This is a genomic window from Sinomonas soli, from assembly GCF_054782415.1.
On the sequence record NZ_BAAGSN010000001.1, the window covers coordinates 104,330 to 117,043 of the forward strand.

Below are 12,714 nucleotides of genomic sequence, written 5' to 3' on the forward strand. Positions count from 1 at the left end.
CATGCTCGGGCGGCCGGGAGGCGCCGCGCAGCCGCCGGGCCCTCCATGTGGACAATGGCCCCAAGATCATGCGGGCGCGTGTCCCGGGGTCCGACCGGCTGTCGGGGCCTCCGGCGGCGTGTCGGCCCGGACACGCCGGTCATGCGTCCCTCGTCCTCGGGAAAGCCGGTCGGTTTCGCGCGGGACGGCCCCGCGCAGGACGGCGGGCCGGTCACCGTGAGGCGCCCGGCCCGCCGTCGTGCGCGGGGAGACGTCAGTCGAGGCCGCGGAGGTCCAGGGTCAGCTCCGAGTCGGCGCCGTCCCGCAGCACCACGGGGATCCCCCAGTCCTGCTGGTACAGGTGGCAGGCGGCGTGGTCCGGGATCTCCTCGCCGGGGGCGCCGTCGCACGCGGCGGCCCGGGCGGTGATGTGCAGGACGCCCTCGGCCACCTCGGGGTTGAGCTCGAGCGTGCGCGCGAGGCCCTGGGCAGTGCCGCCGCCGCCGAGGAGCAGCTCGGCGGGGGTCGAGGAGACCTTGAGCTGGGTCGGGTCGCCCCAGCGGTCGTCGAGCTTCTGGCCGGTGGGGGCGGCGAAGCGCACCGTGAGCGCGAGCGGGCCGGCGGCCACGGGGGTCTTCGGGCGCTGCGTCTGGCGCTCGCCCTCGTCGACCTGCTGGGCGTCCTTCGGGATCGGCAGGAGGACCAGTTCGTGCCGGTTCGTCTCGGTGACCAGGAGCAGCGGCTCGCCGTCCGCGGGGGTGACCACCACGACGTCGGCCGGCTCGGCGAGCCCGCGCGCGAGGGTCGTCACTGTGCCCGTGCCGTCCGCGTCCTCCCCGCTCCTGCCGGAGGGGTCGTACCGGCGCACGGCGCCGTTGTAGGTGTCGGCCACGGCGACGGAGCCGTCGGGGAGCACCGCGACGCCGAGGGGGTGCTGGAGGCGTGCCGTGTCCGCCGCGCCGTCCCGGAAGCCGAAGTCGAACAGGCCGCGCCCCACCGCCGTCTCGACGGTGACCGTGGGCTGGCCGTTGCCGCCGGCGTCACCGAGGCGCAGGCGGCGCAGCGCGGAGGTCTCCGAGTCGGCGACCCACAGGTCCCCTGACGGATCCACGGCCAGGCCGGAGGGCTGGGCGAACCAGGCCTGCGGGGCCGGGCCGTCGAGCAGGCCCTCGAGGCCGGACCCGGCGAGGATCGCCACGGCGCCGGTGAGCGGGTCGAACGTGAAGATCTGGTGCGTGCCGGCCATCGCGACGACCACCTTCTGCAGCTTCTCGCTCCAGACCACGTCCCACGGGGAGGAGAGGGAGACGTTGGTGCCGTGGCCGAGGTAGCCGATGTCCTCGATGTCGCCGGCGTAGACGTCGTGGGGCGCGCCGTCCGCTCCATCGGCCGCGCCGGCCTCCGCGTCGGGGCCGGCCTTGGCCCATGTGCCCGCGCCGTCGCCGTTGACCCGGGCGGGCCCGGCGTCGAGGAGCCGCTGGACCCCGTTGCCGGCGAGGGTCTGCACGTGGCCGGAGCTGAGGGTCACGCCGCGGAGGCGGTGGTTGACGGTGTCGGCGACGACGGCCTCGTAGCCGGTCTGCCACGCGATCGAGGCCGGCAGGACGGCGACGCCCTGCGGCTCGTTGAACTGCGCGGCCTCGGCCTGGCCGTCGAGGTACCCCTTCGTGCCGGACCCGATCACGCGCTCCACGGTCTCGAGGTCGGGGCGGAGCTCGACGAGGCGGTGGTGGCCGGTGTCGGCCACGAGGTAGTTGCCGTTCTCGAGGGGCACGGTCTGGCCGGGGAAGCGCAGGGTGCCGGCGGTGGGCTCGGGCGCCACATAGGGGCCGTCGCCGCGGTGCAGCGTGCCCTTGGCCTCGTGCTCGGCGACGAGCTCCTCGATGAGCACGCCCAGGCCGCCGGCGTGCCCCTCGCCGGAGAGGTGGGCGACGATGTAGCCCTCGGGATCGACCACCACGAGCGTGGGCCACGCACGGGCGGTGTAGGCCTGCCATGTGAGGAGGTCGGGGTCGTCGAGGACGGGGTGGTGGATGTCGTAGCGCTCCACGGCGGCGGCGAGGGCCACCGGGTCCGCCTCGTGCTCGAACTTGGGCGAGTGGACGCCCACGGTGACGAGGACGTCCCGGTACTTCTCCTCGAGCGGGCGGAGCTCGTCGAGGACGTGGAGGCAGTTGATGCAGCAGAACGTCCAGAAGTCGAGGAGCACGATCTTCCCGCGCAGGGCGGCGAGGTCGAGGTCCTTGCCCCCAGTGTTGAGCCAGGCGCGGCCGCCGAGCTCGCTGGCCCGGACCTTGCGGGAGGTCCGCAGGGCGTCCGCGCTGCGCTGTTCCTCGGTGGATTCTGCGGTCACTGGCACTCCTTCTTGCGGCACATCGTCTCGGGCGCGGCAACGGGATGCGCGCCCTTGGGGTTCAACCCCATTATCCCGGGCATTCTTCCGCGCATGACGCCGTGTGTCCCCTCGGGGCCGGCTAGCGGCCCTGGGCCTCGTCGCGCTCCTGCAGCTTGGTGAACATGGCGTTGTACGCGTCGAGGTCGGCATCGTGGTTGCGGTCGGCGGCGCGGTCGCTGCGGCGGGTCTCGCGGGCGTCGGACCTGGACCACATGACGGCCACGCCGATCGCCACGACCAGGGTCGGGATCTCCCCGATCCCCCAGGCGACGCCGCCGCCGGTCTGCTGGTCGACGATCGCCGAGGCGCCCCACGGGCGGCCGAGGTTGCCGAAGAAGCTGGGCTCGAGCAGGACGTCCGAGCCCATGAGCGTCACGCCGAAGAACGCATGGAACGCCATGGTGGCGAGCAGCAGCACGAGCCGCATCGGGTACGGGAAGCGCCGCGGGAGCGGGTCGGAGCCGATCATGGTCAGCACGAAGATGTACCCGGTCAGCGTGAAGTGCAGGTTCATGAGCTCATGGCCCACGTGGTCGCGCATCGCGTACCCGAACAGGTCAGAGTAGTAGAAGAGGATGATCGAGCCGGCGAAGTTGGCGGCCGCGAACAGCGGGTTCGTGACGAGCTGGGACCACTTCGAGTGCACGAACACGAGCAGCCACTCGCGCAGTCCGCGGCTGCCGTCGCGCCGCGGCGTGAGCGCCTTGAGCGCGAGGGTCACGGGCGAGCCGAGCACGAGGAAGATCGGCGCGACCATCATGAGCATCATATGGTCCACCATGTGCGCCGAGAACAGCACGCGCCCGTACACCGCAGGCGGGCCGCTCGTGATGTACGTGAGCACGATCAGGCCGGCGAACCAGGACAGCGCCCGCGCCCAGTGCCAGGAGTCCCCACGCCGGGCCACCTTGAGCATGCCGAGCGCGTAGGCCACCGCCCCGAACACGGCCACGGCGATCCAGAGCCAGTCTGCGCGCCACTCGGTCAGCCACCGCGAGGACGTGAGCTCGGGCGGGAGCTCGTACCCGGTGAGGATGAACGCGGGCGAGGCGTCGGGGGCGTAGGTGGTCGGCTCGGGCGGGGCGGAGCGGGACAGCGCCACGGCGAGGCCGGAGACCACGCCCATGACGACGGCCTCCACCCCGACCAGCTGCCACAGCACGCGCCGGGCGGAGGCGCCGCGGCCCAGCTGCGGGATGACCCACTGGCGGTGCATGAACCCGATGCCGCCGAGCACCACGGCGAGGGCGGCCTTGGCGAGGATGAGCTGGCCGTAGGCGGACGTGACCAGGTCGCCGAGGTTCGGCAGCCGGATGAGCGCGTTGATGACGCCGGAGGCCACCACGAGCAGGAAGGCGAAGAGCGCGAGCGCGGAGAAGCGCCGCAGGGTCGCCTCGGTCGCGTCGGCCGCGCGCACGACGCCGCGTCCCCGGCTCCCGCCGGCCACGGCATCGGCGCGGTCCCCGCCGTCGGGCCCTCCGGCGAGGGTTCGGCCCAGCAGGGCCAGGACGGCGATGCCGCCGACCCACAGGGACGCGCCGACCAGGTGCAGGAAGAGCGAGTTGACGGCGCCCTCGTGGTCGCTCGAGCTCGCGGAGTGGCCGATCAGCGCCATGGGGACGAGGCCGATCACGGCGAGGATGCCAGTGAGGGCGAGCCCGGTCAGCGAGCGGACGGCGAAGAGGAGCGTGGCGACCACGGCCGCGATGATCACGGTGACCAGCCAGGCCCGGCCCACGTCGAGGTTGGTCATGAAGTACACGAGCTGGTTCGTGTAGTCCGAGCCGCCGGAGAGGGGCTGCCCCACGAGGTCCGAGTGGGTGAGCACCAGCACCGCGATGGCGCTGAGGGTCCACGCCACGGCGCCGCCGGTGGCCGCGCGCAGGGCGCGGGAGAATGCGGGGTGCTCCTCGGCGCCGGGATCCCCCGCGGAGCCGGCGGCGGCGGGGCCGGCGTCGGCCGCCGCCCCGTGGGAGCGCCGGGGCCGGGCGGTGTGCGGCAGGATCCCGACGGCGAACGTGATGCCCCCGATCACCAGGGCGAGGGAGAGGTTGAGCACCGTCGTGGCGACGGGGAGCCCCCACCGCACGAGGGCCCCGGGGTCGAGGACCTGGCGGGCCGCGGCGGCGCCGGAGAAGGTGAGGCCGGCCACGACGGCGGCGACGGCGACGGCCAGCGCCGCGATCGACCACCCCCGTCCCAGGCCCGCGAGACCCGTGGGTGCGGGGTTGACGGCGGGCGGACGGGCAGGCGGGGCAGAACGTGGCACCCCACCATTGTCCCCCACCCCGCTGGGCGCCCGCGGAGAGGGACAGACGCCGGGAGGGGGCAGCGGCGGGATGCCGCTGCCCCCTCCCGGGGTGGTCTTGGGGCGAAGTGCCTACTTGCCGGAGGCAGCGGCCTTCAGCTTGGAGCCGGCGGTCAGCTTGACGCTGTGCCCAGCCGGGATCTCGATCGCGGCGCCGGTCTGCGGGTTGCGGCCGGTGCGGGCGGCACGCTCGGTGCGCTCGACGGCGAGCCAGCCGGGGATGCTGACCTTCTCACCCTTGGAAACGGAGGTCTCGAAGACCTCGAACAGTGCGTCGAGCACACCGTTGACTGCAGCCTGGCTGAGGCTGGTCTTGCCGGCGACCTCTGCAACCAGCTCGCTACGGTTCTTAGCCATGTGTCCTCCTGGACGTTTGGGTTATCCACGTCAGCCCTCAGCCTGTTCGCCGGGGGCTGCTGTTACGGCAACTTACCAGTTAACCCGGGCAGGGCCAGCAGATTCCCGCGTGTTTCCGGGGATTCTGGCCCGTTTTGGGGTCCGACGGGGCCCAACCGGGCAGAATCTAGGAGCGCTACTCCCAGTTGACGGTCCAGCGGCGCCGCCTCCCCCGGAAACGCTGGGCTGGGCGGCGCGGTGCGCGGGCCGGCACCGTGCCGTGCCCACCGTGCAGCCGGCCGCTACCGTGGAGGCGTGCCCGCTGCGACTCCCCTGACCCCGGCCCAGCGCGCCCTCGTCGACGCCTGGTTCCCGGACTGGGCCCTCGAGGAGGACCTGTCCTGGGGGCTGCAGGGCATCGCGGTGCTCCGCCTCGCGACGGCGGCAGGCCCCGTGGTGGTCAAGGCCTCCGCCACGCAGCACCACCTGGTGCGGGAGGCCCGCGCCCACCGGCAGATGACCGGGCCGCTGCTGGCGCTGGAGCCGCCCCGCGCCGCGCGCCTGCTCCACGCCGACACGCGGGCCGGCGTGGTCGCCGCCACGTGGCTGCCGGGGAGCCTCGTCGCGGGCGGCCCGCACGAGCGCTCGCCCGAGGTGTTCCGGTAGGCCGGCGAGCTCCTGGCCCGCGTGCACGTGCCCAGGGAGCAGACCACGGGCTACGACGCCGCCGTCCTGAACAAGGTCGGCGACTACCTCGCCCGCGCGGCCGGCCTCGCCCCGCCGGACCATCTGCGCGCGGCCGGGCGCCTCGCCGCCGCGCACCGCGCCGCACCGCGCTGGCTGTCCGCGACGCACGGCGACTACAGCCCTCGGAACTGGGTGCTCGACGCCGACCCCTCCTCGGGCCTCCTCCTGCGCGTGATCGACTGGGGCCGGTCGGGCTACCGGCCCTGGGTCACCGACCTCGTCCGCCTCGAGCACCAGTGGTTCCAGCCGGCCGCGGGCCCGGATTCTGGCTCCGGCGGAGAGGGCGGGACGCACGACGGCGGCGGGCTGCGGGCGGCGTTCTACGCCGGCTACGGCCGCGACCCGGCCGAGGAGCCCGACTCGTGGCGGCTGGACAACCTCCTGCAGGCGCTCGGCACCATCGTGTGGTCCCGCGAGGTCGGCGACGCGGCGTTCGAGGAGGAGGGGCGGTGCATGCTCGCCCGGGTCGTCGACTGGTTCGCCTGACCGGCCGCTCAGACGGCGGCCGGCCGGTGCCCCTGCTTGGCGAGCTGGATCTGCTCGTACACGTGGTGGCGCAGCTCGGTGAAGCGCGGCAGGGCGCGCGTCTCGAGCTGGTCCCGCTCGGCCGGCAGGTCGATCACGAGGTCCTCCTGCACGACCGTGGGCGAGGAGGAGAGGATGATGACGCGCTGGCCGAGGTAGACGGACTCGTCGATGTCGTGCGTCACGAACAGGACCGTGACGCCGAGGTCCTTCCAGATCCGGCGGATGAGGTCCTCGAGGTCCGCGCGGGTCTGGGCGTCCACGGCAGCGAACGGCTCGTCCATGAGCAGCACCTCGGGCTGGTAGGCTACGGCGCGGGCGATCGCCACGCGCTGCTGCATGCCGCCCGAGAGCTGCCAGGGGTAGGAGCGGGGAACGTGCGCGAGTCCCACGGCTTCGAGGGCCTGGGCCACGAGCTTCTCGCGCTCCGCCTTGGGCACGCCGGCGTTCTTGAGCGGGAGCTCCACGTTGTCCCTCACGCGCAGCCACGGGAAGAGCGAGCGGCCGTACTCCTGGAAGACCACGGCCATCTTCTTGGGCGGCCCGGTGACCTTCTTCCCGTCGAGGATCACCTCGCCCTCGGTGGTGCCGAGGAGCCCGGCGATGCACTTGAGCAGGGTGGTCTTGCCGGACCCGGACGGGCCCACGATGCACGCGAGCTCGTTGTGGCCCAGGTCGAAGGTGAGGTCCCGGACGGCCTCGATGGCGCCGGCGTCGGTGTGGTAGACCTTCTTGACCCCGCGGACGGAGAGGAGCGCCTCGCCGTCCGGCAGGATGCGGCCGCGGGGGATGGTCTGGGACTGGTCAGGCTGCATTCTCTACCTCTTTGAGGCCGTTGTACCAGCGGAGCACGATCCGCTGGATCCACTGGAAGATGAGGGACATGGCGACCCCGATGAGGCCGAGCACCACGATGCCGGACCACATCTCGGGGATCGCGAACGACCGCTGGAACTGCACGATCGCGAAGCCGAGGCCGGACGAGGACGCGAACATCTCGGAGATGACCATGAGGATCAGGCCGATCGAGAGGCACTGGCGCACGCCCGCGAAGATCTGCGGGGCCGCCGAGGGCAGGATCTGGTATCTGACCCGGGCCAACCCGGTGATCCCGTACGAGCGGGTGGTCTCGTTCTGCACCGGGTCGATGGCGCGCACACCCTCGATGGTGTTGAGCAGGACCGGCCACACGCACCCCGAGACGATGACGGCAACCTTCATCGAGTCGTTGATGCCCACCAGGAGCATCAGCACGGGCACGAGGACGGGCGGCGGGATGGCGCGGAAGAACTCGAACACGGGTTCGGTGAGCGCCCTGAGCACCGGGCTGAGTCCCACGAGGAGGCCGAGCACGATGCCGAGGACGATCGCGACGGCGAGCCCGGAGAGGAGCCGCAGGATGCTCGGCAGCACGTCGGAGACGAGCCGGTCCCCGAACCATGTGGCCGGGAACTTCTCGATCAGGGTGGCCGGGGTCGGGACGAAGAAGTTCGGGGCCCCGGACGTCGCGGCCCACCACAGGGCGATGAGCAGGACCGGGAGCCCGATCCCATAGAGCAGGGTCTTGAGGGCCTTCATGCCGCGACCTCCCCGCGGATCGAGGGATGCCAGGACAGGACCCGCCGCTCGACCCAGCGGGCGGCGAGGTTGACCACGACGCCGAGCAGGCCCGTGGCGAGGATGAGGGCGTACATGCCGGAGATCGCGCCTCCGGACTGCGCGAGCGCGATCTCCCGGCCGAGGCCGGGCGAGCCGATGACGAGTTCGGCGGTGATCGCGAGGATCAGGGCCACCGAGGCCGCCAGGCGCACGCCGGTCATGAGGTACGGAAGCACGGTGGGAAACACGACGTCCCGCACGCGCTGCCACCAGGAGAAGCCGTAGCTCTTCGCCGTGTTCATCGCGACCGCGTCCACGTCCGCGACCCCGTAGAGCACCTGGATGAGGACCTGCCAGAAGCTCGCGTACACCACGAGCATGAGCGTGGACTCCATCTTGATCCCGAACAGGAGCACGGCAAGGGGGATGAGCCCGACGGACGGGATGGGGCGGAGGAACTCGATGGTCGAGTTGGTGGCGCGCCGCAGGAACGTGGACATCCCGATCAGGAGGCCGAGGGCGGTCGCGAGCGCGACGGCGATGGCGAGCCCGAGTGCCCACGCGGACATCGTGTCGCCCACCGCCTTCCAGAAGAGGGCCAGGCCGAGGTCCTGCGCGAGGGACGCGAGCACCTCCGAGGCGGGCGGGAGGTACTGCGCCTGGACGATCCCGAGCGCGGGAGCGAGCTCCCACACCCCGAGGAAGGCGAGGATGCCAACGAAGCCGAGGACCGGCGTCGTCCATCCCGCGCGCCGCCCCGGGCGCCCCTTCGAGCGCGCGGAGGCGCTCCGGGAGGCGCGCACGGAGCGGCGTGCAGCGGTCGTCTGCGTGCTCATCGCGGCAGCAGCTCGTCGAGGTTCACGGGCTTGTTGAGCGTGCCGTACTTCTGCGCGGAGTCTCCGAGCTTCTGCACGGCCGCCCGGTCGAACGCGCTGCGGTACAGCGGCAGGTTCATGGTGGCCCGGGTCGCGGCATCGATCTTCGTGTAGGTCCCCACGATGTCCCTGACCTCCTGCGGGTGGGCCTGGGCATACTCGAGCGACTTGTTCATGGCCCGGGTGAACTTGGCGACCAGCTCCGGCTTGTTCTTGGCGGTGTCCCCGCTCGTGAAGTAGCCGGCGATGTCCAGCTTCGGATCGAACTCGACGAAGTTGTTGCTCAGCACCCGGTCGCCCGCCTTGACCCCCGCCGTGCGGAACGGGTCGAGGATCCACGCGGCATCGACCACGCCCTTGTCCAGGGCCGCCTGGGCGTCCGGGAAGGCGACCTCGACGAACTGCACCTTCGAGGGGTCTCCGCCGGCCTTCTCGACCACCGACTTGATGGTCGTGTCCCCGATGTTGGCGAGGTTGTTGACCGAGACCTTCTTGCCGGCGAGGTCCTTCGCCGTCGTGATCGGGGAGTCGCCCTTGACGAGGACCGCGCCGAATTCCTTCGCGGGATCCCCGGTCGACGACGCGCCGTCCGCCACGAAGCGCATGTCCAGCCCCTTGTCCCGGGCGACCATGACCGAGATGAGGTTCGAGAACGCGAAGTCGTAGCTGCCGGACTGGACGCCCGGCACGATCGCGGAGCCGCCCGTGGCGGTCTGGATGTCGAGGTCGAGGCCCTCGTCGGTGAAGAAGCCCTTCGCCTTGCCGAGCCAGATCGGGGCCGTGTCGACGATCGGGATGACCCCGACGGTGATCTTCTGCGCCTGGCCCCCGCCAGCCGCGGCCGCCTGGGTGCCTCCGCTGGGCGAGCCGGAGCCGCACGCGGCCAGCGTGAGGATGGTCAGCGCTGCGGCAGCTGCCGTCGCGACGCGCTTGATCATGGTGTGTGCCTTTCAGGACCCGGGTGCGAGCCGGTCACTTGACGAGGATCGAGTCGACCGAGGGCTGCTTCGACACGAACTTGTACTTGAGCATGAGGTTGCCCAGGTCGGTGAGCTGCTGCTCGCGCAGGTCCGCGGACATCTGCTCCATGTTCAGCTTCTGGGCCGCGGCGGGGTCGATCTTGAGGAACGTGCCGGCAGCCGCCTTGAAGCCCTGCTGGTCCTTCTGGACGGCGTCGAGCGTGGTCTGCATGGCCTTCTGGAACTTCTGGACCGTCTCCGGGTTGGACTTCGCGAAGTTGCCGGAGGTGAAGGTCACCATGGTGGGCAGCCCCGGGATGGTGACCTGGTAGGGGTAGCCGACGAGACGGTAGTTGGGGTTGCTGAGCATCTTGGTCATGAACGGCTCCGGCACCCACGCGGCGTCGATGTTGCCGCGGTCCAGCTGTGCCTGGGCGTCCGGGAACGCGACCTCGCTGAACTTGATCGCCTTCGGGTCTGCGCCCTCCTTGGCCGCGGACTCCATGATGGTCAGGTCGCCCTGGGTGTTCACAGCGTTGACGGACACGGTCTTGCCGGCGAGGTCCTTCCACGTCTTGATCGGGGAGTCCTTCTTGACCACGACGCTCTCGATGTCGTTGCCGCTCGCGATCGAGTTGGAGAAGCCGGTCACGATCTTCATGTCGAGGCCCTTGTCCGTCGCGACGAGCACGGAGAGCGGGTTCCCGACGGCGAAGTCCATGCTGCCGGACGAGACGGCCGGGAGCATGGCGGCCCCGCCCTGCCCCGTCTGGAACTGCACGTCGAGGCCCTGCTTGGCGAAGTAGCCCTTGTCGATGCCGTACTGGACGGCGGACGAGGGGGCGATGCTCAGCACGCCCACGGTGACCTTGGTGAGCGAGCCTGAGGCGCCCTGCTGGGCGCCCCCGCCGCTGCCCGACGGCGACCCCGCGCCGCATCCGGTCAGTGCGACGGCGACAACGGCCGCTCCGGCGAGTGCCCTGGAAAGAGTCTTGAACATGACGTCTGCTCCTCGGCGCGGGGCGTCGAGTCCACGTCGACTCGGATGTGATGCACCCCACGTTCTGCATGCACCATATCTTCAACGATTGAACTAATCAACTATTGAATTGTGGGCCATCTTGTGGGTGCGGTCTCTCCCGCTACGCGGCGGCATCCCGGCGCCGGAACCCGACGACGGCGGCGGCGATGAGCACTGCCGCGGTCGCTGCCGCGATGCCCACGCTGGGCCAGTCGAGGCCGTTCACGAGGGGGTCGTGCCCCGAGTACTGGTAGAACGGCGAATACTTCTGGAGGGGTTTGAGCCAGTCGACGATCCCGCCGAGGCCGCTGACGGCGTAGGCCAGGACGGCGACCGCCACCGGGAGCCCCCGGCTCAGCCCGGGCCGGCCGGTGGCGGCGGACAGGGCCAGGCCGAGGGCGCCGAACACCAGGCTGAGGAGTCCCAGGTGGGCCATGGCGGCGAACACGCGCTCCGCGGGGAGGTCCATGCCCGTCCAGGCGCCCTCCCAGACGAGCGATGCCCCCATCACGACCACGAGGAAGGCCCGCGCCCACCGCCATCGCCGCCGCCTTCTCGAGCACGATCCGCGCCCCGCCCGATCGGAGCGGCGAGCAGGAACTCGAGCGTGTGGTGCTCCTCCTCGCCCGCGATGGCCGCGACCCCGGTGCCGATAGCGTAGAGCAGGACCGCGATCGGCCCCATGAAGGACAGCAGCTCGATCTTGATGTACCCGACCGGGGTGGACATGTCCGCCCCCGACATCGCGAACAGGCTCCGCAGCGTCTCGGGCATCTGGTCGAGGAACGCATTCATGGACGGCTGGTCCCGGATGCTGGGCCAGATCGCCACGTACATGGCCACGATCAGCACCAGCGCCACGGCCCAGCCGAGGAGTGCCCTCGCCTGGTCACGCAACGTCTTGAGCAGCACGCTCGTCAGCATGGTCCTCTCCCGAGTAGTAGGCCAGGAACATCTCGTCGAGCTCCGCCTCGGCGCACTCGAAGTCCACGACCGCGCGGCTGCTGACCCTCTTGAGCAGGGCGTCGAGGGCGGACTGCGGGGCGCTGCAGGTCATCGTCGACCCGCGGACCGAGAGGTCCCGCACCCCGGGGATGCCCTCGAACTCCTCCGCCCGCACCCCGTCCGCGAACGAGGCACGCACGTGGTGCAGCGACTTCCCGCTGAGGTCGGCGAGCCGCTCCACCGCGACCAGCCGGCCTTCCCGCACGACGCCGATGCGGTCGGCGACGCGCTGGACGTCGCCGAGGATGTGGGAGGAGAGGAGTACGGCGCCGCCTCCCCGGGTGTGCTCGCGCAGCAGCGCGTGGAACTCCCGCTGGACGAGGGGGTCGAGCCCACTCGTCGGCTCGTCGAGGACGAGCAGGCGCGGCTCGGACATGAGCGCGAGCACCACGGCCAGCTTCTGGCGGTTGCCGCGCGAGAGGGTGCGGACGCGCCGCGAGAGCTCGAGCCCGAGCCTCTCGGCCACGGCCTGCGCCCGGGGCCGGTCGGCCCGGCCCCGGAGATGGCCGAGGTAGTCGATGTGTTCGAGCCCCGTGAGCCGCGGATAGAGGGCAGGCTCCCCCGGGACATACCCGACCACGCGGTGGACGGCCACCGCCTGCCGCCACGTGTCGAGGCCGTACACGCGGGCGGAGCCGGCCGTGGGCCGCAGCATGCCCACGAGCATCCTCATGGTGGTGGTCTTCCCGGCCCCGTTCGGCCCCAGGTACCCGAAGACCTCCCCCGGCTCGATCGCGAAGCTCACCGCGTCGAGCGCCGTGGTCCTGTGGAACCGCTTGGTGAGGCCGTCGAGCATCACCGGCGGGCCGTCCATGTGCATGCGGCCAGTATCGGGGCGGCTGCGGTGTGCGCGTAGGGCCGAAGGGCGCTGGTGCGGGGGCCGGGGGCTGCGCGGGCGGGTGGTGCTGTGCCGTCCCCGTGTTAAATGCGGGAGCCCCCCAACGGTGGGTTGGGGGGCTCGACCG

General features: G+C 71.6%; 13 protein-coding genes. 2 read left to right on the plus strand and 11 right to left on the minus strand.

Annotation, left to right across the window (positions count from 1 at the left end; genetic code table 11):
* Positions 1 to 253: 253 nt before the first annotated feature.
* From ACYVKZ_RS00475 to ACYVKZ_RS00485, 3 genes are all read right to left on the minus strand, one after another.
* Positions 254 to 2,332, minus strand: a complete 2,079-nt coding sequence (locus ACYVKZ_RS00475) for an NHL domain-containing thioredoxin family protein (RefSeq protein ID WP_460990045.1) — start codon at positions 2,330 to 2,332, stop codon at positions 254 to 256.
* A gap of 121 nt (positions 2,333 to 2,453) precedes the next feature.
* The gene (locus ACYVKZ_RS00480) at positions 2,454 to 4,643 is read right to left on the minus strand and encodes a cytochrome c oxidase assembly protein (RefSeq protein WP_460990047.1); all 2,190 of its coding nucleotides are present in this window, start codon (positions 4,641 to 4,643) and stop codon (positions 2,454 to 2,456) included.
* A gap of 111 nt (positions 4,644 to 4,754) precedes the next feature.
* A complete protein-coding gene (locus ACYVKZ_RS00485; protein WP_066500613.1) occupies positions 4,755 to 5,039 on the minus strand; it encodes an HU family DNA-binding protein in 285 nt (94 codons plus the stop codon).
* A gap of 294 nt (positions 5,040 to 5,333) precedes the next feature.
* Here ACYVKZ_RS00485 and ACYVKZ_RS00490 point away from each other — a divergent pair, with 294 nt between their 5' ends.
* Together ACYVKZ_RS00490 and ACYVKZ_RS00495 are read left to right on the plus strand one after the other, a co-directional pair.
* Positions 5,334 to 5,684, plus strand: a complete 351-nt coding sequence (locus tag ACYVKZ_RS00490) for a hypothetical protein (RefSeq protein ID WP_460990049.1) — start codon at positions 5,334 to 5,336, stop codon at positions 5,682 to 5,684.
* A gap of 12 nt (positions 5,685 to 5,696) precedes the next feature.
* Complete coding sequence (locus ACYVKZ_RS00495) at positions 5,697 to 6,251, plus strand: phosphotransferase (RefSeq protein WP_460990070.1); 555 nt, start codon at positions 5,697 to 5,699, stop codon at positions 6,249 to 6,251.
* Positions 6,252 to 6,259: 8 nt separating this feature from the next.
* On the opposite strand, the gene ACYVKZ_RS00500 is transcribed toward ACYVKZ_RS00495, so the two are convergent.
* The 8 genes from ACYVKZ_RS00500 to ACYVKZ_RS00535 all read right to left on the minus strand — a co-directional run bounded on the left by ACYVKZ_RS00500 (position 6,260) and on the right by ACYVKZ_RS00535 (position 12,569).
* The gene (locus ACYVKZ_RS00500; protein ID WP_460990052.1) at positions 6,260 to 7,105 is read right to left on the minus strand and encodes an ABC transporter ATP-binding protein; all 846 of its coding nucleotides are present in this window, start codon (positions 7,103 to 7,105) and stop codon (positions 6,260 to 6,262) included.
* Complete coding sequence (locus tag ACYVKZ_RS00505; protein ID WP_460990054.1) at positions 7,095 to 7,868, minus strand: ABC transporter permease; 774 nt, start codon at positions 7,866 to 7,868, stop codon at positions 7,095 to 7,097. Before ACYVKZ_RS00505 ends, ACYVKZ_RS00500 begins: the two co-directional genes overlap by 11 nt.
* Entirely contained in the window at positions 7,865 to 8,725 is an 861-nt protein-coding gene (locus ACYVKZ_RS00510) for an ABC transporter permease (protein WP_460990056.1), read from the minus strand. Before ACYVKZ_RS00510 ends, ACYVKZ_RS00505 begins: the two co-directional genes overlap by 4 nt.
* Positions 8,722 to 9,702 carry an ABC transporter substrate-binding protein gene (locus tag ACYVKZ_RS00515; protein ID WP_460990058.1) on the minus strand — a complete coding sequence of 327 codons (981 nt, stop codon included), beginning with the start codon at positions 9,700 to 9,702 and terminating at the stop codon, positions 8,722 to 8,724. Before ACYVKZ_RS00515 ends, ACYVKZ_RS00510 begins: the two co-directional genes overlap by 4 nt.
* Before the next feature lie 34 nt (positions 9,703 to 9,736).
* Positions 9,737 to 10,723, minus strand: a complete 987-nt coding sequence (locus ACYVKZ_RS00520; protein WP_460990060.1) for an ABC transporter substrate-binding protein — start codon at positions 10,721 to 10,723, stop codon at positions 9,737 to 9,739.
* A gap of 142 nt (positions 10,724 to 10,865) precedes the next feature.
* A complete protein-coding gene (locus ACYVKZ_RS00525) occupies positions 10,866 to 11,252 on the minus strand; it encodes a hypothetical protein (protein WP_460990062.1) in 387 nt (128 codons plus the stop codon).
* The gene (locus ACYVKZ_RS00530) at positions 11,252 to 11,668 is read right to left on the minus strand and encodes an ABC transporter permease subunit (RefSeq protein WP_460990064.1); all 417 of its coding nucleotides are present in this window, start codon (positions 11,666 to 11,668) and stop codon (positions 11,252 to 11,254) included. The genes ACYVKZ_RS00525 and ACYVKZ_RS00530 overlap by 1 nt, the downstream gene beginning before the upstream one ends.
* The gene (locus ACYVKZ_RS00535) at positions 11,634 to 12,569 is read right to left on the minus strand and encodes an ABC transporter ATP-binding protein (RefSeq protein ID WP_460990066.1); all 936 of its coding nucleotides are present in this window, start codon (positions 12,567 to 12,569) and stop codon (positions 11,634 to 11,636) included. Before ACYVKZ_RS00535 ends, ACYVKZ_RS00530 begins: the two co-directional genes overlap by 35 nt.
* Positions 12,570 to 12,714: the final 145 nt, after the last annotated feature.